The sequence below is a fragment of the Pontibacterium granulatum genome, assembly GCF_029961155.1.
GTDB lineage: Bacteria > Pseudomonadota > Gammaproteobacteria > Pseudomonadales > Balneatricaceae > Pontibacterium > Pontibacterium granulatum.
On the sequence record NZ_JASBRH010000008.1, the window covers coordinates 126483 to 148698 of the forward strand.

Here is a 22216-nt window from a genome sequence, read left to right on the forward strand (position 1 = left end):
GTTATACCTGCAGGTAGGGTTTAATGCGTTCGATCAGCTCTGCAACGGCCTGACCGCGGTGGCTAAGCTTGTTTTTCTGCTCGGGCGGTAGCTCGGCAGACGCTTGGTCCAGCTCTGGCACCAGGAACAGCGGGTCGTAACCAAAGCCGTTGTCACCACGTGCTTCCAGTAGAATGCGGCCTTCCCAGGTACCCTGGCAGATCAGTGGCGTTGGATCTTCAGCGTGACGCATAAACACCAGCAGGCAGCGGAAGCGTGCGGTGCGCTTCTCTTCCGGCAGGCCCTTGAGCAGGTCCAGCAGTTTGGCGTTGTTGTCAGCGTCATTCGCGCCGTCGCCGGCAAAGCGGGCGGAGTAGATACCCGGTGCACCCTGCAGCGCATCCACTTCCAGGCCGGAATCATCCGCCAGTGCTGGCAGACCGGTGATCTGTGCCGCGTGGCGTGCTTTGATGATGGCGTTCTCGACAAAGCTCAGGCCGGTTTCATCTGCATCGCTGACGTTGAAGTCGGACTGCGGAACCACCTCCACATCCATCCGGCCCAATACCTGATTGAATTCGCGAAGTTTGCCTTTGTTACCGCTGGCGAGAACAATTTTGTTGATCATCTGCAAAGGTCCTACAAATAAAATGCGCGCTTACCACAGTGGCAGGCGCGCATGGTGTTAAGTGGGGTGAGTCTGTTAGTCGGCGTAAAAACGTTGCTCAAACTGCAGGTCGTAAGAAGGTTTGTTGGGATCGGGCTGCACGCTGACAGAGATACGCATCAGCATGTCATCGCTAAAGCCAAACTGACCGATGTAATACACCGCATTGCCTTCATCGATCTTCTTAAAGTCCAGGTCCTGAGTTTGCTGCAGCAGGTTGGCGGCAGAACCGGAGATCAGGGCCGAGATCGGCTTTTTGCTGCCGTCTTCCGCTTTCTTCAGGACAGAGATGTTTACCATGGCGCGGCGCTTACCACGTTGCAGGCCATAGGTCTTGGCAACGTCGGGTTCAACGAAACTGCTGTTGAAGGCGTTGTAGTGAATTTCGTAATCACCGTAAGAGATGAACTGGGCAGCCTGTGCTGGCAGTGCAAAGAACAGAACGCTGAATACTGCAGTACTCAGTAGGCGAGTAAAAAGTGTGTAACCTGTTTTCATAACCTGCTTAGCCTCATATCGGGATATGCGATAGATTGCGGTCCCACCCTTTCCCGACCACCGCTGGAAAATCCTGCCGTGGTGCGGCTAACTATTCACTACCACACGCTCCATGATATTGACCTTCCATCTCTTACAGCGCTCTTCGGATATCGTGAAAAGTGCACAGTGAATGTTGGGCGTTTTACATCAAGTATAGGGCAGGAAGCTGAATGCCGGTGTTACAGGGTCATTCGGGATCTATCTGCAGAATATCCGGAATCTTTGTTGGTTGTTTTATTTTGATCCGCTTCTGGCGTCCCAGTTCACCGCTGAGAATGGTTATATCACGCTTGGTGACGCCGAAGGTTTTCGCCAGAAACTTGATCAGATGGGTGTTGGCCCGCCCGTCGATGGGTGGTGCCGTAATGCGGATCTTCAGGCTGTCACCGTGCAGGCCCACGATTTCGTCTTTCGTTGCCTTGGGTTGCAGGTGACAGCTTAGGATCAGATCCTTGTTTTGCCATTGGTAGTACATCACATGGCAAACGGTGCCAGCTGCGCCCGAACGATCTGGATGACCAGAAAGATCAGAATCGGAGACAGGTCGAGGCCGCCAATCGGAGGGATCACCTTGCGTGCCAGTTCCATGATCGGCTCAACCAGCTGTTGAATCAGTTGCGGACCCGGATGGTAACTGCCCGGCGCAATCCAGCTGATTATCACAGAGCCCAATACCGCCCAGAAGTAGATCGCCAGAATGCTGTCCAGCACGGACACGGCTGAGACAATCAGCATTGTTGGTATCGGTAGATTGCCGCCTTTGAAGTATACGATCAGGGCGATGATCGCCAGTTTGACAATAAAGGCCAGCAGCAACGCAGAGAAATCAAAACGACCTGCCCTGGGGATTGCCTTCTGCAGCGGTGCCAGCGGCTTGTTGGTTAGTCTTACAACCGCTTGGGAGATCGGGTTGTAGTAGTCGGCCCGTGCCAGTTGCAGCATGAAGCGCAGCAGCACGATGAAGAAGTAGAGCCCACCCACGGTGGCGATTATGAGCGTTATCGGATCCTGTCCCATCTCTTTTCCTGTTTCGGCAATAGTGCAGTTACTGCATGGGGTTTAAACGCATAATTGCTGGAAGTATAGAGCCTTACGCGGGTATGTTGAACCGACAAGCTGTTTGCGTAAGGCGATACCTAGGTTGTTTTTTACTGATCCAGCTCTTTTGCCAGCTCGACGGAGCGGTCGTTACATGCCTGCAGTGCGGTATCGACCAGCTCTGGCAGGCCGCCTTCGATAAAGCGTTTGATCGCCTGCTCGGTGGTGCCGTTTGGCGAGGTTACGCGACGGCGCAGTTCAGCAGGGTCCACGTCGCTACTGCTGGCCATTTTGGCTGCGCCCAATGCGGTCTGCAGGGTTAGTTGGGTGGCCACTTCTTCGCTCAGTCCCAGCTTTTTACCCGCTTCAATCATGCTTTCCATCATCAGGAAGTAATACGCAGGGCCGGAACCGGACACTGCGGTAACCGCATCCAACTGGGTTTCTTCGTCAACCCAGACTGCGATACCGATCGCGGCCAGAATCTCTTCGGCCTGTTGGCGCTGGTCAGCGTTTACAAAATCGTTGGCAAACAGGCCGCTGGCGCCGGTTTGTACCAGGGCCGGGGTGTTTGGCATGCAGCGCACGATGGCGTTGTTGGTGCCCAACCAGTGGTCCAGGGTTGGGGACATAATGCCCGCCGCAATCGAGACGATCAGCGGCTGCTGTGTTTGTACTGCATCAACAATGCCTTCGCATACGGTTTTCAGGATCTGGGGTTTAACGGCCAGGATCACGATATCCGCCTGGCTGACCGCTTCATTGTTATCGCTGGAGGTTTTCAGGCCCTGCATCGCCAGATCGGCCAGTGCGGCTTCATTGGGTTCGGTGGCCCAGATCTGCTCAGCCGGGTAACCGTTGTTGATCAAACCGCCGATGATTGCGCGGGCCATGTTTCCGGCACCGATAAACGCCAGGGTAGGTTGTTTACTCAAAATTCTGTCCTCAATTCTTATTGCTGTAATCGCGCGGGCCGAAAATAGCGGTGCCGATACGCACGATGGTGGCGCCTTCGGCAATGGCCATTGCCATGTCGCCGGACATGCCCATCGACAGGGTGTCCAGAGTTGGGTGTTTCTGTTGCAGATCACTGAACAGTTGCTGCATGCGGTGGAATGCGTTGCGTTGCTCTTCCGGATCGTCGGTGGCTTTTGGGATCGCCATCAGGCCGCGTAGCTGGATGCGGGGCAGCGCTGCGATCTCATCTACCAGGGCTGCGGTCTCTTCCGGTAGGCAACCTGCCTTGCTCTCTTCACGGCTGATGTTGACCTGCAGGCAGATGTTCAGCGGTGGTAGATGCTCCGGGCGCTGCTCTGAAAGGCGCCGGGCAATCTTCAGGCGATCGACACTGTGCACCCAGTGAAAACTCTCTGCGATGGGACGGGTTTTATTGGATTGGATCGGTCCGATAAAGTGCCAACAAAGCTCGTCTAATGTCGATAAAGCGTCTATCTTTTCTAGACTCTCCTGCAGATAGTTTTCGCCGAAATGGCGTTGACCGCAGTCGTAGGCCAGACGCAACTCATCCGCACTGCGGGTCTTGCTGACCGCCAGCAGGGTGATGTCCGATGTTGCACGGCCGGACGATTTTGCAGCTTCATCTATCTGCTGCTGAACCTTATTCAGGTTATCGTTGATACAGGGCATGGGGTAACTAACCTATCCGATTGGATTGCAGCGCCTATTCTGCTAGAACTAACCACTACGTTGAAGTGGTATTGGAACACAACACACGATGGATATTACTGAACTTTTGGCTTTTGCTGTACAGCAGAATGCATCTGACCTTCATGTGACGGCTGGGATGCCGCCGCTGATCCGTGTTGACGGCGATGTTCGCCGCATCAAGCTGCCTGCGATGGACCACAAAGCGGTTCACTCGCTCGTTTATGAGATTATGAACGACAAGCAGCGAAAAGAGTACGAAGAGAACCTGGAAGTGGATTTTTCCTTCGAGGTGCCGGGGCTGGCGCGTTTCCGTGTCAACGCCTTTAACCAGAACCGCGGTGCTGCAGCGGTATTTCGAACCATCCCTAGTAAAGTGCTGAGCATGGAAGAGCTGGGCATGGGAGGAGTGTTCCGTGACCTGTCAGAAAAGAACCGCGGCTTGGTGCTGGTGACCGGTCCGACCGGTTCCGGTAAGAGTACCACCCTGGCGGCGATGATCGACTACATCAACGAAACCCGCGCCGATCATATCCTCACCATCGAGGACCCGATAGAATTCGTACACGAGAGCAAAAAGTCGCTGATCAACCAGCGCGAGGTGCACCGCGATACCCACGGCTTTGCCAACGCTCTGCGCTCGGCCCTGCGTGAAGACCCGGATATTATCCTGGTGGGGGAGATGCGTGACCTGGAGACCATCCGGCTGGCGTTGACCGCTGCGGAAACCGGTCACCTGGTGTTTGGCACCCTGCACACCACCTCGGCGGCCAAAACCATCGACCGTATTATCGACGTATTCCCGGCGGCAGAGAAAGCGATGGTGCGCTCCATGCTGTCGGAATCCCTGCAGGGGGTTATTGCGCAGACGCTGCTGAAGAAGAGTGGTGGCGGTCGAGTGGCGGCTCATGAGATCATGATCGGTACGCCTGCGATACGCAACCTGATCCGGGAAGACAAGGTGGCGCAGATGTACTCCGCGATCCAGACTGGTGCCTCGTTTGGGATGAAAACGCTGGACCAGAGCCTGGGTGAACTGTTGCAGAAAGGCCTGATCGGCCGCGAAGCTGCTCGAGAGAAAGCGCAGAACCCAACTGCGTTCTAATGATGCTGTAAGGAGCAAGCTGTGGATTTTACTCAGCTACTTAAAGTGATGGTCGACAGGGATGCGTCAGACCTTTTTGTAACCGCCGATGCCCGTCCCACCATCAAGGTGGATGGCACGCTGAAGCCGCTGACACGTGAACCGATCAGTGGCGAACAGTCGCGTGCGCTGGTGCTTAGCACCATGAACGACAAGCAGCTGTCGGAGTTTGAAGGCACCCGCGAGTGCAACTTTGCCATCTCTATTCCGACTATGGGACGTTTTCGTGTGTCCGCGTTTTATCAGCGCGATGTGCCGGGTATGGTGTTGCGTCGTATCAACGACTATATCCCAAGCTTTGACGAGCTGAACCTGCCTGAAGTGCTGAAAACCCTGTCGATGACCAAACGCGGTTTGATCCTGTTTGTCGGCGGTACCTCCACCGGTAAATCCACCTCTCTGGCATCGATGATCGACTACCGCAACAGCAACAGCCGCGGCCATATCATCACCATTGAAGACCCGATCGAGTTTATGCATCCGCACAAGCAATGCATCGTGACCCAACGCGAAGTGGGGATCGATACCGACTCGTTCGAGGTGGCGCTGAAAAATACCCTGCGTCAGGCGCCGGATGTGATCCTGATGGGTGAGATCCGGACCAAGGAAACCATGCAGTACGGCCTGACCTTTGCTGAAACCGGTCACCTCTGTCTGGCGACTCTGCACGCCAACAACGCCAACCAGGCATTGGACCGCATCATCAGTTTCTTCCCGCCGGAACATCACGACCAGTTGTGGATGGATCTCTCCCTTAACCTAAAAGCGATTGTGGCGCAGCAACTGCTGCCAACCAAAGATGGTAAGGGGCGCCGTGCGGCGATTGAAGTACTGATCAATACACCGCTGATCCAGGACCTGATCCGCAAGGGCAATGTCCATGAGATTAAAGAGGTGATGAAGAAGTCCACCAACCTCGGTATGCAGACCTTCGACCAGGCGCTGTTTACTCTCTACAAGGGGGGCGTGATCGAATATGACGTCGCGCTGAGCCATGCAGACTCCGCCAACGACCTGCGCCTGATGATCAAGCTGGACGCGAAAACCAATCCGGAACTGGAGAAGATCGACGAGGCGGAGTTCTCCCTGCAGGGCGAAGACGACTATATCGACGACCTGGGTGGTCATCCGATCATGCCGAATATGGGTAAGAAACCCTAACGCCGGTTAGGTTGTAAGCTTTGCTTGTGGAATAAAAAAGGCCGCTGAATGCGGCCTTTTTTGTGGCGGTGGATTCAGGCTTAGTCGCGGCTGTACACCAGCTTGCCGTTAACCAGCGTGTGGGTCACCTGGCCCTTCAGCTCAAAGTTCATGAACGGGGTGTTCTTGCCCTTGGAGAAACTGGTCTCTTCGGTCAGTTTCCAGGTGGCGTCCGGATCAAAGATACATACATCCGCCACCGTACCCGGTTGCAGATTGCCGTTGTCCAGACCCAGAATTTTCGCTGGTAGGCTGGTCAGTTTTGCCAGCAGCTGCGGTAGCTCCAGCAGGCCCTGGTCAACCAGCATCAGGGACAGTGGTAGCAGGGTTTCCAGGCCGGTCATACCCGGCTCGGTAGCTGCAAACGGTGCATCCTTGGCGGCAGCTTCGTGGGGCTGGTGGTCGGAACACAGTGCCTGGATGCCGTCAGCAATCAGCGCCTGCCGCAGGCCGGCGCGGTCCAGCTGACTGCGTAGAGGCGGAATCAGGTGGAAGTCACTGTTGAAGCCGTTTACGTTCTCGTCGGTCAGCAGCAGGTGGTGGATCGCAACGTCGGCGCTCACGTTCAGGCCGCGCTCGCGCGCGTCCATCACCATGCGCACGGAGCGTTCGCAGGAGAGCTGGCCGAAGTGTGCACGGACACCGGTCTGTTCTATCAGCGTCAGAGCGCGGGCCACCTCGATGGTTTCTGCTGCTTCCGGGATGCCGTTCAGGCCCAGACGGGTGGAGGTGGTGTCCTCGTGCATGTGACCACCGGCGGTCAGGGATGCGTCCTGTGGCTGGAACTGTACCAACAGATCGTGGGTTGCGGCGTATTCCAGGCAGCGCATCAGGATCAGCGAGCTGGCGATAGGCTCGCGCGCATTACTGAAGGCGATACAACCGGAACTGGCCAGGCCGTGCATCGGCGCCAGCATCTGACCTTCCAAGCCTTGGGTGAGGGCACCCATCGGCAGGACCTTGGCTTTGCCCAGGTCTTCACAACGTTCCAGAATCAGCTCAGCCACCGCAGTGGTGTCGATTACCGGTTTGGTGGTCGGTGGCGTGATCATAGTGGTGATACCACCGGCGACTGCCGCCTGGGTTTCAGAGGCAATGGTGCCTTTGATAGTGTAACCCGGCTCACGTACGTGGGCGCACATGTCGATAAAGCCCGGGCTGACCACTTTGCCGCTGGCATCGATCACCTGGTCGGCGCTGAATCCGGTTGGTTTGTCGCCAATCGCGGCGATTTCGCCACCGCTGATGTAGAGGTCGGTGACCTGATCAATCTGCTGGGCCGGATCAATAACGCGACCACCCTGAATTTTGATATTCATCTGCGTTACTCTCCGCTCGCTGCCTGCTTCTGTTTCTCGGTAGCCTGTCCGCTCATGGACATCGACATCACCGCCATACGTACGGCGATACCGTTGGTCACCTGATTGAGGATCAGAGAGCGGGGGCCGTCTGCTACCGAGGAAGCGATTTCAACACCACGGTTGATCGGACCTGGGTGCATCACCACGGCATCTGGTTTTGCCAGTGCCAGTTTCTCTTCACTCAGACCATAGAGCTTGTAGAACTCTGATTCGCTTGGTAGCAGAGCGCTGTTCATGCGTTCTTTCTGCAGGCGCAGCATCATCACCACGTCCACGTCTTTCAGGCCCTGTTCCATGTTGGTAAATACACGGACGCCCAGTGCCTCGATGTGACGTGGCAGCAGGGTTTGTGGTGCGATTACGCGGATCTCAGCTGCACCCAGAGTACGCAGGGCGTGGATCTGGGAGCGGGCCACACGGCTGTGCAGGATGTCGCCCACAATCGCTACGGTCAGTGGCGCAAAGTCGCCCTTGTGACGGCGGATGGTCAACATATCCAGCATCGCCTGGGTCGGGTGTGCGTGACGGCCGTCACCGGCGTTGATCACGGCCACCTTCGGCGTCACGTGCTCGGCGATGAAGTGGGCCGCACCGCTGTCGGAATGACGCACTACGAACATGTCGGAATGCATCGCTTCCAGGGTCATCAGCGTGTCTTTCAGCGTCTCGCCTTTGGAGGTAGAGGAGGTACTGATGTTCAGATTCAGTACGTCCGCCGACAGGCGCTTGGCTGCCAACTCGAAGGTAGACAAGGTGCGGGTACTGGACTCGAAGAACAGGTTAACCACGGTCTTACCGCGCAGCAGCGGGACCTTTTTAACTTCCTGTTCGCTCATATCCACGAAGGAATCCGCGGTATCGAGGATCTCGGTGAGGATCTCACGGGACAGACCTTCAGTGGTCAGGTAGTGCTTCAGCTGTCCTTCGCAATTGAGTTGGATCTGGTTTGGATCGGTTTGCTCAAACATAGCGCTCGCTCAAATACTGTCTCAGGGACGTTCGCGGATTTCGAGGGTCAGTGGGTCCGGGCCGGTCAGCTTGATCAGCTGGTTGTCACCCAGGGTCAGGGTGCCGCCAACTACATCTGCCTGGATCGGCAGCTCGCGGCGCTGCAGATCCAGCAGGGTGATCAGAGTGATGGAGGCCGGACGGCCGTAGTCAAACAGTTCGTTCATGGCGGCACGGATGGTGCGGCCGGACATGATGACGTCATCAACCAGCAGGATATGGCGACCTTCAGTGGAGGTCGGTAGCTGGGACGGTTTCACCTTCGGGTTGAGGCCCATCTTGGTGAAGTCATCACGGTAAAAAGAGATATCCAATACGCCCATCGGACCTTCCAGGCCCAGTTGCTTGTGCAGGCGCTCGGCCAGCCACACGCCACCGGTGTGAATGCCGATCATTAACGGATCGTCGATTTTGCGCTGGCTGATCAGGGCGCTGAGCTCCTGACCCATCTTATCCAGCAGTGCGTCAACACTAGGACTGCCCGACATCATAGAGGTCCTCCAATCGGGTATGGCTTGGAATACGGGAGCCGCTGTTAAACCAGCTCTCCAGAATCAGCTGTGCCGCGATTCCGTCCACGGATTCCTTGCGAAAGTTACTGCTGCCACCTGCAGCAAAATGAATTTCTTTGGCTTCCGACGTACTCAGACGTTCGTCCATCAGGAAGACCGGTACCTTGTAACGCTCGTGCAGACGGTTGGCAAACTTACGTGCACGGCGCGCCATGTCACTGATGGTGCCATCCATATTCAGCGGGATGCCCACCACGATGGCCTGGGGTTTCCATTCGTCAATTACGGCGGAGAGTTTGTCCCAATCGGGAATACCATCGCGGGCTGCCAGTGGGGGCAGTGCAGTTGCTGTGCCGGTTATCGACTGGCCATAGGCGATCCCCATGCGGGATGTACCGAAGTCGAACCCCAGCACCTGTTGAAAGTCGTCGCTCATGGCGGCTCAGGCGTGTCCGGTGTCTGCTGTCAGGAGATCGAGGTTGATACCCAGCAGCGCGGCGGCTGCGTTCAGGCGTTCCTCGATCGGAGTGCGGAACATTATATCTGAATTCGCCGGACAGCTTAACCAGGCGTTGTCGCTGATCTCCTGCTCCAGCTGACCGCCACCCCATCCGGCATATCCTAGGGCCACGATACATTCGTCCGGGCCTTTGCCCGCGGCAATGTCTTCCAGGATGTCGATGGAGGTGGTCAGGCAGGCGATCGAGTCGATGTCGCAGGTGGTGTTCCAGTGCCCGGAGAGAGCCGGGTGTAAAATAAAACCGCGTTCGGTTTGCACCGGGCCGCCAAAGAAGACTGGGGCCTGGCGGACGGTTTCGGTACAGGGCATCTCAAGATGGCTGAACAGCTCCTGCAGGTCCATGGGGATGGCGCGGTTGATAATCAGGCCCATGGAGCCGGATTCGCTGTGTTCACATAGATAGATGAGTGACTGCGCAAAATAGCGGTCCTGCATGTGGGGCATGGAGATCAGAAAGTGCCCGCGAAGGTTGGCGGTGGTCTGTGACATTACTACTCCCGCTAGTCAGATGATTATGCGCCGGGCGTCCATGTGTTTTATGCAACCCGCATGAACTCCAGATCCAACAGGTGCCTTGCTTCAGTATACGACAGTATTGTTCTCAAATTTCCAGGTGCGGACAATTTCCAGCCGGTCGATCTTTTTTTTCATCTCCACCGGGAACGGTCGGAACGGCGCGGCCAGCTTAACAATGCGAACAGCTGCGTTGTCCAGCGCGCGGTTGCCCGATGAGATAAGTATGACCGCTTCCTCCAGTGAACCGTCCGAGCGCAGAGTGACCAGCAGGCGCAGGCTGCCGCTGAGTTTCTCGTTGCGGGCCGATTCTGGATAGTTGCGGGCTCCTATACGCTGTACCTTTTCGCGCCAGTGACGCAAGTAGCTGTTTTCTTCCAGGGACGCTTTTTTACCTGCGACCAGCCGCTTGGTGCGCTGACCCACCGGCGCAGCGCTAAAGTCACCCAGGTTGTTGCTACGAGCCAGTGTGAGACTGCGCGCGATCAAGCTGCCTGTGGGTGCGTTGGGTATCTGTGTGGGTTCGCTCTTTGCAACTGCTGGAGACTGAACATTACTTTCGAGGGTTTTCTGAGCCGCTGCGGGTTTAGGCGTGGCTTTAACCACTGGAGCTGATGCCTTCGGTTTTGCTGATGTTGCGTTCGGCTTTGTCCGCACACGGGGTGCTGCGGGGGCAACCTTGGGTGCCGCGGTTTTTTCGATTGCCGGTGCCTTTACCGTCGGTTCGTTGGTTTTAACAGGCGAGACGTGTGGTCTTGCCGGCGTCACCGGCGTAGCCTGTTGCTCAGGCTCAGGCTCAGGCTCAGGCTCAGGCTCAGGCTCAGGCTCAGGCTCAGGCTCAGAGGGCTGTGCAGTGAGAGTCAGGTGCAGGGTGTTGCCTGTTGGTGGGGCGGTAACCGGATCAAGAGGCAGGGTGGCAAACAGCGCCAGGTGTAGGCCGGCAGCCAGAATCAGGGTGAACAGTAGCCTAAGCAACGCTTGGGTACGTCGGGAACTGTCCACCCGTCAGGACCTTAGTTGCTAGTGAGCTTGCGCTCAATCGCATCCATCAGGCGCATGCCTATATCCAGGTTGAACTGGGTATCCAGTTCGCGGATGCAGGTTGGGCTGGTGACGTTGATCTCGGTGAGATAGTCGCCGATGACATCCAGGCCAACAAACATCAGGCCACGCTCTTTCAATACCGGGGTGATCTGGTCGCAGATCCAGCGGTCACGCTCGGACAGAGGACGGCCTTCGCCGGTGCCGCCCGCAGCCAGGTTGCCGCGGGTCTCACCTGCCATCGGGATGCGGGCCAGGGCGTAAGGGACCGGCTCACCATCCACAATCAGGATGCGTTTGTCGCCATCCTTGATCTCCGGGATGTATTTCTGCGCCATGATGGTTTCGGTGCCGTACTTGGTCAGCGTCTCGATGATCACCCCCAGGTTGTTGCCGTCCTCACGGATACGGAAGATCTGGGAACCGCCCATGCCATCCAGCGGTTTAAAGATCACGTCGCTATGCTCGGCATGGAACGCACGCAGCAAGTCTTCGCGACGGGACACCAGTACCGGTGGGCAGCACTGAGGGAATTCGGTGGCAAACAGCTTCTCGTTGTAGTCGCGCAATGCCTGCGGTTTGTTGACGATCAGTGTGCCTTCTTTTTCGGCCATCTCCAGCAGGTGGGTGCTGTAGATAAATTCGTTGTTGAACGGTGGGTCCTTGCGCATCAGGATCACGTTCAGATCGGATAGGTTGCGTTCCTGGTATTCGCCGCGGTAGAACCAGTCTTCCGGGTCCATCTTCACGCTAAGTGGCGCCATCATCGCCTTTACCTTGCCGTCGCGGGAAAACAGGTCCTGCTGTTCCATATACCAGAGTTCCCAGCCTTTCTGCTGTGCCGCCCAGAGCATGGCCAGAGAGCTGTCTTTCTTGAAGGTGATGTCCTCAATCGGGTCCATCACGATGCCGATCTTGATCGTCATAAAAGCTGTAAACCTCTATCGGTTGCGAGTCAACGCCGCTGCGGGTGCGTCTCTGTCCGTAATTTGGGGTGGCTGCAATCTGCTGTGCCCGTTCTCATTTATGCGGGCATTGCTGCACAATTCAAGTATTGGCGCAGTTTATCGCCAGTCGCCCCACAGGTGCTGCAAAAGGGCGAGGGCTGCTACCGGCGCAGTTTCGGTACGCATCACGCGTGGGCCGAACGCAACGGGCTGGAAGCCATGATCCCGCGCCAGCTCCACCTCCTCCTCGGTCAGTCCGCCTTCAGGACCGATCAGCAGGGCAACGGATTGTGGTGGGGTGAAAGCGCCGAGTGGGGTGGCGGTATGGTGGTGTAATACCAGTTTTAGCTCCGCATCTTCCTGCTGAACCCACTGCTCCAGCGTTTGTGGTGCATTGATGGTTGGGACCGCGCAGCGACCACTTTGTTCACAGGCGCTGATTGCAACCTGCTGCCAGTGTCGGATGCGCTTGTCCTGGCGCTCGTTGTTCAGTTTTACTTCGCAGCGCTCAGAGAACAGCGGGAACATCCGCTGCATACCCATCTCGGTTGCCTTTTGTACTGCGTAGTCCATACGCTCCCCGCGGGAGAGGCTCTGGCCGATACGGATCTGCAGAGGCGATTCGACGGCAGGCTGGGTGACCTTCAGGATGCGCACGCTGGCACGGCGTTTTTCAACGCTTTCCAGCTGTGCGTGGTACTCGTTACCGTCACCATTAAACAGAACGATCGGGTCACCCACGCGCATGCGCAGGGCACGGCAGACATGCTGGACAACAGCGTCACTCAGTTCAACAACTTGCTCGGCAGCCAGGGGCTGGTCATCGTAAAAGCGGGGGATGCGCATGGGATCTCTCGAAGTTCAGCGGAAGCCTTAGTGTTACCAGACCCTAGTCTACTTCAATCACCAGATCCTGCTCCAGCAACTCTTCAAACGCGTCTACCTTGAGCGGACGGCTGAGGAAGAAGCCCTGTACCGTATCGCAGCCCTGCTGGCGCAGGATGGTGAGCTGCTCCTGGGTTTCCACACCCTCGGCAATGACACTGAGGTTGAGGCCCTGGGCCATGAGGATGATCGCTTCAACGATCTTCAGGTCCTGGGCGCAGTTATCCAGATCGTCGATAAAGGAGCGGTCGATCTTCACGTTGTCGATCGCCAGGTTTTTGATACGGCTCAGTGAGGAGTATCCGGTACCGAAGTCATCGATGGAGATACTGACACCGGTGGCTCGGATGCTGTTGAGCTGGTCGCTGATACGGTCCAGGTCGTCGATCAGTACGCCTTCGGTTAACTCCAGTTCCAGATGGTCCAGTGACACATTGTACCTGCCGTAGATGCGGGTCAGGGTGTCGATGAAGTCAGGACGCAGGAAGCTGATGCCTGACAGGTTGACTGCAATACGCGGAGGCGTGAGCTGACGGTCCTGCCAGTTGCGGATCTGCTTGGCGACTGCTTCCAGTACCCAGGCGTCCAATCGGGAGATCAGGCCGCTCTGCTCAGCCAACGGGATGAACTGGGCCGGGGAGATAAAGCCTTTTTCCGGGTGTTCCCAACGGATCAGGACCTCGGCGGAGATCAGGGTGTTGTCCTTTAGATCAAACAGCGGCTGGAACACCAGGTAGAACTGATCCTGCTCCAAAGCTTTTTGCATCTCTTGCCACAGTTCAATGCTGTGATCGGTTTCGTTCAGGGCACGGGGATCGTAGAACATCAGATCGCGCTCCTGGCGCTTAGCCAGGGATGCGGTGGATTCGGCGCGGCCGATCAGTTGGAAATCATAACCGCCGTCATCTGGGAAGACGCTGATACCGAGGCGGCCAGAGAGCTGAATATGGTGTGACTCCAGTGGGATCGGTTGGGCGATGGTTTCCAGCAGCTGACGGCAATTGCTTTCCAGGGATTCGCGGCTTTCCACGTTAGGCAGCAGCAGGCCAAAGGTATTTTCCGACAGGCGTGCCAGAATATCATCCGCGTGCAGTTTGTCGTGGATGCGGGCTGCCAGTGCAATCAGTACCTCGTCACGTGTTTCGCTGCCTTTTTCGATAGTGATCTCGTGTAGCAGATCTAGGCGGATGACAATAACGGCGAGTTGTTTGTGATCGCGGTCGTGGCGCGCTATCTCTTTGTTGATCGCTTCGCCGAGCGCCTGGCGGTTGTGCAGGCGTGTGACCGGGTCAAAGGTTTCCAGAAAGATGACCTGTTCCTGAATCAGTCGCAGGCGGTGATTTTCAATCAGGTGATCGCGGAACACCTGTACCGCGCAGGCGATATCGCCCACTTCGTCGCGACGGGTGGTGTCGATCAGCTCAACGTCCAGCTCACCCTGCGCAAGGGTATTCATCTGGCGCGCCAGGCGCCCCACCGGTTTTGTGATGTTGCGGGCTATACAGTAAGTGCCAATCAAAGCCGCCAATAACACGGCCAGCGTGATGCCCAGGTAGGTGTTGGTGCGGGCCTGGAAAATTGCTTCCAGGTCATCCAGATAGACGCCTGAACCCAACACCAGCTCAGTCCCCGGGACCTGTTCGGCGTAACCGAGTTTTGATACGGCAGGGCCCCCCTCGGGTTTTGGCCAGCGGAATTGCCAGAAAACAGAGCCGTTGGCTTTGACTCCTTCGAGCATTTCACGGGTGATATAGGTGCCGTCTTCATCCTGCATATCCATCTGGTTGGTGCCGCGCAGCTCGGGCATCAGTGGATGAGCGACGTTGATGCCATCCAGATTGAACAGGTAGAGGTATTCACTGCCGGAGAAACGGGTGGCATGGATCAGCTCCAGCAACTGGCGATCGTATTGCTGCTGGCTGATAGTGCCTTTGTCGAGATGGGCGCTCAGTGCCTGAATCTGGCTGAGGCCGGCTTGAACAACACTCTGGATACGCGCTTTGCGACCTTCCAGGATATCGGACTTATTAAAATTCAGGGCAAAGCCGGCTGTGATCAGCGTCCCACAGACCAGTATCAGCACCAGCAGAAAGAGTTTGCGGTGTATCGTGATGTCGCTAAGGCGCATAGCTAGCCAGAGAAGAATAAGTTTTATTGATTTCTATAGGTTAGCGCTATAAGTGTCAAATTCTGAAGGGATTTGACCAAAAAAAAAGCACCCGAAGGTGCTTTTTCCTGTAGGCCTGAATTACAGGCCAGCCGCCGCGCGCAGGGCGTCTGCTTTGTCGGTGCGTTCCCAGGTGAATGCGGTGAAGGTGTCATCACCCACAGTCATCTCGTACGGGTCGCGACCGAAGTGGCCGTAGGCTGCAGTTGCCTTGTACATCGGGTGCAGCAGGTCCAGCATCTTGGTGATTGCGTAAGGACGCAGATCGAAGTGCTCGCGCACCAGTTCGATGATCTTGTCATCGGAGATCTTGCCGGTACCGAAGGTGTTGATGGATACGGAGGTCGGCTGTGCTACACCAATGGCGTAGGACACCTGAATCTCACAACGATCCGCCAGGCCTGCAGCAACGATGTTCTTCGCAACGTAACGACCCGCGTAGGCTGCGGAACGGTCCACCTTGGATGGGTCCTTACCGGAGAATGCACCGCCACCGTGACGGGCCATACCACCGTAGGTATCTACGATGATCTTACGGCCGGTCAGACCACAGTCGCCCACAGGACCGCCGATCACGAAGTTACCGGTTGGGTTGATGTGGAACTTGGTGTCTTTGTTGATCCACTCTGCTGGCAGGGTGTGCTTGATGATCAGCTCCATAACCGCTTCGCGCAGGTCGCTCAGCTTCACATCCGGATCGTGCTGGGTAGACAGTACCACCGCGTCGATACCCACTGGCTTGCCGTTTTCGTAACGGAAAGACAGCTGGGACTTTGCATCCGGACGCAGCCATGGCAGCAGGCCGGATTTACGTGCTTCGGCCTGACGTTCAACCAGACGGTGAGAGTAGGTGATCGGAGCTGGCATCAGAACGTCGGTTTCGTTGGAGGCGTAACCGAACATCAGGCCCTGGTCGCCTGCGCCCTGATCTTCAGGCTTGGAGCGGTCAACACCCTGAGCGATATCCACAGACTGTTTGCCAATGATGTTGATTACACCACAGGTTTCGCCGTCGTAACCTACATCGGAGGAGTTGTAACCGATCTCGCAGATCACGTTACGGGTCAGCTCTTCCAGGTCGATCCAGGCAGAGGTGCTGATCTCACCAGAGATGATCGCAACACCGGTTTTTACCATGGTTTCACAAGCTACGCGTGCGTACTTATCTTCAGCGATAATCGCATCCAGCACAGCATCGGAGATCTGATCCGCAATCTTATCCGGGTGACCTTCGGACACGGATTCGGAAGTGAACAAGCCGTATTCGCTCATTTCAGCTAAGTATCCTCATCAGTTAAGGGTAAACCTGAGCCGCAGATTCCCACTTTATGGCTGGGGGCAGACTCGTTTGAAAGGTGATTTGCGCGATATTCTATCTCTCTGTCGGCAAATTTGCATGATTCGGGTTCGGGTTTTTCATGAAATTTTCATATTTTCATATGAAATTGCCTCATTTTTTCTGAAAACAGTGATTTCCTATTTGAAGCAAAATTCTATCTGCGAGAAAATTGCGGCTTATTTGGGTCCTATCCTTTCGTAATTTAATGGGTTCAACCCCCAGGAGCAGATTGAATGTCCTCTCGCAGAGAACTGGCCAACGCGATTCGCGCGTTGAGCATGGACGCGGTTCAGAAAGCAAAATCCGGTCACCCGGGTGCACCAATGGGTATGGCGGATATCGCCGAGGTGCTGTGGAACGATTTTCTGAAGCACAACCCGACCAACCCAATGTGGTTTGATCGCGACCGTTTCGTGCTGTCTAACGGCCACGGTTCTATGCTGATCTACTCTCTGTTGCACCTGAGCGGTTACGACGTTTCTGTTGATGATCTGAAGAGCTTCCGTCAGCTGCACTCCAAAACAGCGGGTCACCCTGAATACGGCTACTGCCCGGGTGTAGAAACCACCACCGGTCCACTGGGTCAGGGCATTACCAACGCCGTGGGTATGGCAGCGGCAGAAAAGATCCTGGCGGCGCAGTTCAACCGCGAAGGCCACGACATCGTTGACCACAACACTTACGTGTTCCTGGGTGACGGCTGCATGATGGAGGGCATCTCCCACGAAGCATGCTCCCTGGCAGGCACGCTGGGGCTGGGCAAACTGATCGCGTTCTGGGATGACAACGGTATCTCCATCGACGGTGAAGTTGAAGGCTGGTACACCGACGACAACGTGAAGCGTTTCGAATCTTACGGCTGGCAGGTAATCCCGGGTGTTGACGGTCACGATCCGGATCAGATCCGCGCAGCGATCGAGCAGGCGAAAGAGAACACCGATCAGCCAACCCTGATCTGCTGCAAAACCATCATCGGTTTTGGTTCCCCGAACAAAGAAGGTAAAGAGGACTGCCACGGCGCACCACTGGGTGACGACGAGATTGCACTGACCCGTGAGCGTCTGGGTTGGGCACACGGCCCATTCGAAGTACCGGAAGAGATCTACGCTGACTGGAATGCCGCAGAAGCTGGCACCCACGCTGAAAACGAGTGGAACGAGCGTCTGTCTGCATACCGTGAAGCATACCCTGAACTGGCTGAAGAGCTGCTGCGTCGTATCAGCGGTGAGTTGCCAGCTGACTTCTCCGAGCAGGCGGAAGCGTACATCGCTGAAGTGGCTGAGAAAGGCGAAACTATCGCGTCCCGTAAAGCATCCCAGAATGCACTGAACGCATACGGTCCTCTACTGCCTGAACTGCTGGGTGGTTCCGCTGACCTGGCGGGCTCCAACCTGACTCTGTGGTCCGGTGCTAAAGGTGTGAGCGCTGACGACGCATCCGGCAACTACCTGTTCTACGGTGTACGTGAATTCGGTATGAGCGCGATGATGAACGGGATCGCTCTGCACGGTGGTTTCGTACCGTACGGTGCGACCTTCCTGGTATTCATGGAGTACGCACGTAACGCCCTGCGTATGGCTGCACTGATGAAGCAGCGTGCAATCCACGTTTACACCCACGATTCCATCGGTCTGGGCGAAGACGGTCCGACTCACCAGCCAATTGAGCAGGTAGCCAACATGCGCCACACGCCGAACCTGAGCTGCTGGCGTCCATGTGACGCGGTTGAATCCGCGGTAGCATGGAAATCTGCACTGGAGCGTAACGACGGCCCGACGGCAATGGTATTCTCCCGTCAGGGTTTGCCACACCAGGCGCGTACAGCTGAGCAGATTGCCAACATCAAACGTGGTGGTTACATTCTGCGTGACACCGACGGTCAGCCAGATGCGATCCTGATCGCAACCGGATCCGAAGTCTCTCTGGCAATGGACGCGGCTGAAATGCTGGCGGCAGAAGGCAAGCAGGTCCGTGTTGTTTCCATGCCGGAAACCCGTTTGTTCGACCAGCAGGATGCGGAATACCGTGAAGCGGTACTGCCATCTGCAGTGACTGCGCGTGTAGCGGTTGAAGCCCTGCAGGCTGACTTCTGGTACAAGTATGTTGGCCTGAATGGCAAGATCGTGGGTATGACCACCTTCGGTGAGTCTGCACCCGCAGGCGACCTGTTCAGGCACTTCGGTTTCACCACCGAAAACGTAGCAGAGACTGTTAAATCTCTGCTCTGATCCGTAAAAAGGGGCAGCTTTATTAACCTGCCCCTGTTGTTTTGAGCCCTGTTGATGACCTACCGCGTCGCTATCAATGGTTACGGCCGTATCGGCCAGTGTGTTCTGCGCGCCATCTACGAGAACGGCTATCGCGATATCCTGGAAGTTGTGGCGATCAATGAACTCTCTGACATTGATACCGTAACCTATCTGACCCGCTACGATACCACCCACGGACGTTTCCCGGTGGCGGTTGACCATAACGGTACCCACCTGCAGGTTAACGGTGACCAGATTCTGGTTCTGAACGAATCCGATCCTGCCAAGCTGCCTTGGGATGAACTGGGCATCGATCTGGTACTGGAGTGTTCCGGGTCGTTTAAGGATCGTGCCACTGCTGAGATCCATCTGCAGGCTGGTGCTAAACGGCTGTTGTTCTCTCAACCCGCCACCGACGAGGTGGATTCCACCATCGTGTATGGCCTGAATGAGAAGCTGTTGCAGGCACACCATACGGTTGTATCGGCAGCATCCTGTACCACCAACTGTGTGGTGCCGGTGTTGTATCTGCTGGATAAGGCCTTTGGGATCGAGAACGGTGTGACCACTACCATCCACTCGGCGATGAATGACCAGCCGGTGATCGACAGCTATCACCAGACCGACCTGCGCCTGACGCGCAGTGCGCTGCACTCCATTATCCCGGTGGATACCGGGCTGAATCGTGGTATCGATCGTTTGCTGCCTCACCTGGCAGAGCGCTTCGAATGTCTGCACCTGCGGGTGCCCACGATCAATGTCTCTGCGATGGACCTGTCGCTGAACCTGAAGCGGCCGGCTGAGCGCGAGCAGATCAATGCGATCTTCAAGCTGGCGGCGCATGGCGAGCTAAACGGACTTTTGGGCTATACCGATGAGCCGCACGCTTCGGTAGACTTTAACCGCGATCCGCGTTCCGGCATCGTCGACGGCACCCAGACCCGGGTTTCCGGCGGTACGCTGGTGAAAATGCTGTGCTGGTTTGATAACGAATGGGGCTTTGCCAACCGTATGCTGGATGTGGGCCAGCATTGGTTGCAGCTTAAAAGCTAATTTCAATTACTTTATTTAGAAAGAGTTAGGACACGTCAATGAGCGTACTGAAGATGACTGATCTGGATCTGAGCGGCAAACGCGTTCTGATCCGTGAAGATCTCAATGTCCCTGTCAAGGATGGCCAGGTAACCTCTGATGCCCGTATCCGCGCATCTCTGCCAACCATTGAACTGGCACTGAAAGCCGGCGCAAAAGTGATGGTGATGTCCCACCTGGGCCGCCCTACTGAAGGTGAATACGCGGAGGAATTCTCCCTGGCGCCCGTTGCCGATTACATCTCCAAGTTGCTGGAGCGTCCGGTACCACTGGTTAAAGACTGGCTGGATGGCGGTTTCGACGTGGCCGAAGGCGAACTGGTCCTGCTGGAGAACGTACGTTTCAACGCGGGTGAGAAGAAAAACGACGAAGCGCTGTCCAAGCAGATGGCTGCGTTGTGTGATGTTTACGTGATGGACGCGTTTGGTACTGCTCACCGTGCCCAGGCCTCTACGCACGGTGTTGCGCAGTTCGCCCCGGTTGCGTGTGCAGGTCCGCTGCTGGCAGGCGAACTGGATGCTCTTGCACAGGCGCTGGAAACGCCGGCTAAGCCACTGACGGCGATCGTAGGTGGCTCCAAGGTATCCACCAAGCTGACTGTGCTGGAAGCGCTGTCCGATAAAGTTGATCAGCTGATCGTGGGTGGCGGTATCGCCAACACCTTCCTGGCAGCTGCAGGCAAGCCAGTCGGTAAGTCTCTGTATGAAAAAGACCTGATCCCACAGGCGAAAGCGCTGATGGAAAAGGTAAACGTGCCGGTACCAACCGATGTGGTTGTGGCGAAAGAGTTTGCTGAAGACGCAGAAGCAGTGATCAAGTCTGCAGACGACGTGGCTGAAGATGACATGATCCTGGATATCGGTCCTGAGTCTGCCAAGGTTCTGGCGGAGCTGCTGAAAGATGCGGGCACCATCATCTGGAACGGCCCTGTCGGCGTATTCGAATTTGACCAGTTCGGTGAAGGTACCAAGGCCTTGTCCATGGCCATCGCTGACAACAAAGGTTTCTCCATTGCGGGTGGCGGTGATACGCTGGCAGCTGTGGATAAATACGATATCGCTGAGCAGGTGTCCTACATCTCTACCGGCGGTGGTGCATTCCTCGAATTCGTGGAAGGTAAGAAACTGCCGGCAGTGGCGGTACTGGAAGAGCGCGCAGCTCAGTAATTTACGTTGCTAACCCGCGTATGCGCCGGCAGTGGTGTGCAGGTCACGCTGCTGTCAAACGCGGGTGATATAACAACAGCTAAAAAATTTTTGAGGTTCAAAAAATGGCTTTGATCTCTATGCGTCAGCTGCTGGACCACGCAGCCGAATACGGTTACGGCATCCCAGCATTTAACGTAAACAACCTGGAACAGATGCGCGCTATCATGGAAGCCGCGGACAAAACCAACTCTCCGGTTATTGTTCAGGCATCTGCAGGTGCACGTAAGTACGCCGGTTCTAACTTCCTGCGTCACATGATTCTGGCGGCCATCGACGAGTTCCCACACATTCCGATCTGCATGCACCAGGACCACGGTACCTCTCCAGCGGTAAACCAGCGTTCCATCGCCATGGGCTTCTCCTCCGTAATGATGGACGGTTCCCTGATGGAAGACGGTAAGACGCCATCCACTTACGAGTACAACGTTGACGTGACCCGTCGCGTGGTAGAGATGGCACATGCGTGTGGTGTATCCGTAGAGGGTGAGCTGGGTGTTCTGGGTTCCCTGGAAACCGGACAGGCGGGCGAAGAAGACGGTATCGGCGCTGAAGGTACCCTGTCTGAAGATCAGCTGCTGACTGATCCGGAAGAGGCGGCGGACTTCGTATCCAAGACCGGCGTAGACGCCCTGGCGATCGCCTGCGGTACTTCTCACGGTGCATACAAGTTCACCCGCCCACCAACCGGTGACATTCTGGCGATCAACCGCATCAAAGAGATCCACGAACGCATTCCGAATACCCACCTGGTAATGCACGGTTCCTCCTCCGTGCCGCAGGAGTGGCTGGCAGTGATCAACGAATTCGGCGGTGAGATCCCAGAAACCTACGGTGTACCGGTTGAGCAGATCGTGGAAGGCATCAAGCACGGTGTGCGTAAGGTCAACATCGATACCGACCTGCGTCTGGCATCCACCGGTGCGGTGCGTCGTTTCATGGCGGAGAACCCAGCTGAGTTCGATCCGCGTAAATTCCTGAAGAAGACCATCGACGCGATGAGCGAGATCTGTATCGCGCGTTACGAAGCGTTTGGTACGGCAGGTCATGCGGATAAGATCAAAGCGATCTCCCTGGAGAACATGGCGACTCAGTACGAGTCCGGTGCGCTGGATCCGAAAGTGAACTAAACCCGGTTTAGTTT

Annotated in this window: 22 protein-coding genes; 6 read left to right on the forward strand and 16 right to left on the reverse strand. The window is 56.2% G+C overall.

Annotated features, from left to right (window positions below; genetic code table 11):
* Position 1: 1 nt before the first annotated feature.
* The 6 genes from QKW35_RS09675 to QKW35_RS09700 form a co-directional block, all read right to left on the reverse strand.
* Positions 2-607, reverse strand: coding sequence for an XTP/dITP diphosphatase (locus QKW35_RS09675; protein ID WP_282352677.1), 606 nt, complete (start codon positions 605-607; stop codon positions 2-4).
* Between the two features lie 75 nt (positions 608-682).
* Entirely contained in the window at positions 683-1144 is a 462-nt protein-coding gene (locus tag QKW35_RS09680; RefSeq protein ID WP_282352678.1) for a DUF4426 domain-containing protein, read from the reverse strand.
* A 229-nt stretch (positions 1145-1373) separates the two neighbouring features.
* Positions 1374-1661 (reverse strand): DUF167 family protein, encoded by a 288-nt coding sequence (locus tag QKW35_RS09685; RefSeq protein WP_282352833.1) that lies wholly within the window; start codon positions 1659-1661, stop codon positions 1374-1376.
* Complete coding sequence (locus QKW35_RS09690; RefSeq protein WP_282352679.1) at positions 1661-2203, reverse strand: YggT family protein; 543 nt, start codon at positions 2201-2203, stop codon at positions 1661-1663. Before QKW35_RS09690 ends, QKW35_RS09685 begins: the two co-directional genes overlap by 1 nt.
* A 131-nt stretch (positions 2204-2334) precedes the next feature.
* The gene (proC, locus tag QKW35_RS09695; protein WP_282352680.1) at positions 2335-3159 is read right to left on the reverse strand and encodes a pyrroline-5-carboxylate reductase; all 825 of its coding nucleotides are present in this window, start codon (positions 3157-3159) and stop codon (positions 2335-2337) included.
* A gap of 10 nt (positions 3160-3169) precedes the next feature.
* On the reverse strand, positions 3170-3871 hold the full coding sequence (locus tag QKW35_RS09700) for a YggS family pyridoxal phosphate-dependent enzyme (protein WP_282352681.1): 702 nt from the start codon (positions 3869-3871) through the stop codon (positions 3170-3172).
* Between the two features lie 88 nt (positions 3872-3959).
* Here QKW35_RS09700 and QKW35_RS09705 point away from each other — a divergent pair, with 88 nt between their 5' ends.
* Together QKW35_RS09705 and QKW35_RS09710 are read left to right on the forward strand one after the other, a co-directional pair.
* Positions 3960-4994 carry a type IV pilus twitching motility protein PilT gene (locus QKW35_RS09705; protein WP_282352682.1) on the forward strand — a complete coding sequence of 345 codons (1035 nt, stop codon included), beginning with the start codon at positions 3960-3962 and terminating at the stop codon, positions 4992-4994.
* Between the two features lie 21 nt (positions 4995-5015).
* Complete coding sequence (locus tag QKW35_RS09710) at positions 5016-6194, forward strand: PilT/PilU family type 4a pilus ATPase (RefSeq protein ID WP_282352683.1); 1179 nt, start codon at positions 5016-5018, stop codon at positions 6192-6194.
* 80 nt (positions 6195-6274) lie between these two features.
* Here QKW35_RS09710 and QKW35_RS09715 read toward each other — a convergent pair whose 3' ends face one another.
* The 10 genes from QKW35_RS09715 to metK form a co-directional block, all read right to left on the reverse strand.
* Positions 6275-7552, reverse strand: coding sequence for a dihydroorotase (locus tag QKW35_RS09715; RefSeq protein ID WP_282352684.1), 1278 nt, complete (start codon positions 7550-7552; stop codon positions 6275-6277).
* 5 nt (positions 7553-7557) lie between these two features.
* Entirely contained in the window at positions 7558-8562 is a 1005-nt protein-coding gene (locus tag QKW35_RS09720) for an aspartate carbamoyltransferase catalytic subunit (RefSeq protein ID WP_282352685.1), read from the reverse strand.
* A gap of 21 nt (positions 8563-8583) precedes the next feature.
* On the reverse strand, positions 8584-9093 hold the full coding sequence (gene pyrR / locus QKW35_RS09725) for a bifunctional pyr operon transcriptional regulator/uracil phosphoribosyltransferase PyrR (RefSeq protein WP_282352687.1): 510 nt from the start codon (positions 9091-9093) through the stop codon (positions 8584-8586).
* Positions 9074-9550, reverse strand: a complete 477-nt coding sequence (ruvX, locus tag QKW35_RS09730) for a Holliday junction resolvase RuvX (RefSeq protein ID WP_282352688.1) — start codon at positions 9548-9550, stop codon at positions 9074-9076. The genes pyrR and ruvX overlap by 20 nt, the downstream gene beginning before the upstream one ends.
* 6 nt (positions 9551-9556) lie before the next feature.
* Positions 9557-10123: a YqgE/AlgH family protein gene (locus tag QKW35_RS09735; protein ID WP_282352689.1), complete on the reverse strand. Its 567-nt coding sequence runs from the start codon at positions 10121-10123 to the stop codon at positions 9557-9559.
* A gap of 90 nt (positions 10124-10213) precedes the next feature.
* On the reverse strand, positions 10214-11149 hold the full coding sequence (locus QKW35_RS09740; protein ID WP_282352691.1) for an energy transducer TonB family protein: 936 nt from the start codon (positions 11147-11149) through the stop codon (positions 10214-10216).
* 11 nt (positions 11150-11160) lie between these two features.
* Positions 11161-12114 (reverse strand): glutathione synthase, encoded by a 954-nt coding sequence (gene gshB, locus QKW35_RS09745; RefSeq protein ID WP_282352693.1) that lies wholly within the window; start codon positions 12112-12114, stop codon positions 11161-11163.
* A gap of 138 nt (positions 12115-12252) precedes the next feature.
* The gene (locus tag QKW35_RS09750; protein WP_282352695.1) at positions 12253-12981 is read right to left on the reverse strand and encodes a 16S rRNA (uracil(1498)-N(3))-methyltransferase; all 729 of its coding nucleotides are present in this window, start codon (positions 12979-12981) and stop codon (positions 12253-12255) included.
* Positions 12982-13024: 43 nt separating this feature from the next.
* On the reverse strand, positions 13025-15148 hold the full coding sequence (locus tag QKW35_RS09755; RefSeq protein WP_282352696.1) for an EAL domain-containing protein: 2124 nt from the start codon (positions 15146-15148) through the stop codon (positions 13025-13027).
* Positions 15149-15268: 120 nt separating this feature from the next.
* Complete coding sequence (gene metK / locus QKW35_RS09760; protein ID WP_282352697.1) at positions 15269-16459, reverse strand: methionine adenosyltransferase; 1191 nt, start codon at positions 16457-16459, stop codon at positions 15269-15271.
* A gap of 300 nt (positions 16460-16759) precedes the next feature.
* On the opposite strand from metK, the gene tkt reads away from it, so the two are divergent.
* The 4 genes from tkt (at position 16760) to fba (ending at position 22202) form a co-directional block, all read left to right on the forward strand.
* A complete protein-coding gene (gene tkt / locus QKW35_RS09765; RefSeq protein ID WP_282352700.1) occupies positions 16760-18754 on the forward strand; it encodes a transketolase in 1995 nt (664 codons plus the stop codon).
* Positions 18755-18808: 54 nt separating this feature from the next.
* Positions 18809-19828, forward strand: coding sequence for a type I glyceraldehyde-3-phosphate dehydrogenase (locus QKW35_RS09770; protein ID WP_282352701.1), 1020 nt, complete (start codon positions 18809-18811; stop codon positions 19826-19828).
* A gap of 38 nt (positions 19829-19866) precedes the next feature.
* Positions 19867-21033 (forward strand): phosphoglycerate kinase, encoded by a 1167-nt coding sequence (locus QKW35_RS09775; RefSeq protein ID WP_282352703.1) that lies wholly within the window; start codon positions 19867-19869, stop codon positions 21031-21033.
* Positions 21034-21137: 104 nt separating this feature from the next.
* Positions 21138-22202: a class II fructose-bisphosphate aldolase gene (fba, locus tag QKW35_RS09780; protein WP_282352704.1), complete on the forward strand. Its 1065-nt coding sequence runs from the start codon at positions 21138-21140 to the stop codon at positions 22200-22202.
* Positions 22203-22216: the final 14 nt, after the last annotated feature.

Bases quoted from the DNA above. Each gene is read 5' to 3' on its own strand.
- QKW35_RS09675 (WP_282352677.1), bottom strand. From the start codon at position 607: ATGATCAACAAAATTGTTCTCGCCAGCGGTAACAAAGGCAAACTTCGC.
- QKW35_RS09680 (WP_282352678.1), bottom strand. From the start codon at position 1,144: ATGAAAACAGGTTACACACTTTTTACTCGCCTACTGAGTACTGCAGTA.
- QKW35_RS09685 (WP_282352833.1), bottom strand. From the start codon at position 1,661: ATGTACTACCAATGGCAAAACAAGGATCTGATCCTAAGCTGTCACCTG.
- QKW35_RS09690 (WP_282352679.1), bottom strand. From the start codon at position 2,203: ATGGGACAGGATCCGATAACGCTCATAATCGCCACCGTGGGTGGGCTC.
- QKW35_RS09700 (WP_282352681.1), bottom strand. From the start codon at position 3,871: ATGCCCTGTATCAACGATAACCTGAATAAGGTTCAGCAGCAGATAGAT.
- QKW35_RS09705 (WP_282352682.1), top strand. From the start codon at position 3,960: ATGGATATTACTGAACTTTTGGCTTTTGCTGTACAGCAGAATGCATCT.
- QKW35_RS09715 (WP_282352684.1), bottom strand. From the start codon at position 7,552: ATGAATATCAAAATTCAGGGTGGTCGCGTTATTGATCCGGCCCAGCAG.
- QKW35_RS09720 (WP_282352685.1), bottom strand. From the start codon at position 8,562: ATGTTTGAGCAAACCGATCCAAACCAGATCCAACTCAATTGCGAAGGA.
- pyrR (WP_282352687.1), bottom strand. From the start codon at position 9,093: ATGATGTCGGGCAGTCCTAGTGTTGACGCACTGCTGGATAAGATGGGT.
- ruvX (WP_282352688.1), bottom strand. From the start codon at position 9,550: ATGAGCGACGACTTTCAACAGGTGCTGGGGTTCGACTTCGGTACATCC.
- QKW35_RS09735 (WP_282352689.1), bottom strand. From the start codon at position 10,123: ATGTCACAGACCACCGCCAACCTTCGCGGGCACTTTCTGATCTCCATG.
- gshB (WP_282352693.1), bottom strand. From the start codon at position 12,114: ATGACGATCAAGATCGGCATCGTGATGGACCCGATTGAGGACATCACC.
- QKW35_RS09750 (WP_282352695.1), bottom strand. From the start codon at position 12,981: ATGCGCATCCCCCGCTTTTACGATGACCAGCCCCTGGCTGCCGAGCAA.
- QKW35_RS09755 (WP_282352696.1), bottom strand. From the start codon at position 15,148: ATGCGCCTTAGCGACATCACGATACACCGCAAACTCTTTCTGCTGGTG.
- metK (WP_282352697.1), bottom strand. From the start codon at position 16,459: ATGAGCGAATACGGCTTGTTCACTTCCGAATCCGTGTCCGAAGGTCAC.
- tkt (WP_282352700.1), top strand. From the start codon at position 16,760: ATGTCCTCTCGCAGAGAACTGGCCAACGCGATTCGCGCGTTGAGCATG.
- QKW35_RS09770 (WP_282352701.1), top strand. From the start codon at position 18,809: ATGACCTACCGCGTCGCTATCAATGGTTACGGCCGTATCGGCCAGTGT.
- QKW35_RS09775 (WP_282352703.1), top strand. From the start codon at position 19,867: ATGAGCGTACTGAAGATGACTGATCTGGATCTGAGCGGCAAACGCGTT.
- fba (WP_282352704.1), top strand. From the start codon at position 21,138: ATGGCTTTGATCTCTATGCGTCAGCTGCTGGACCACGCAGCCGAATAC.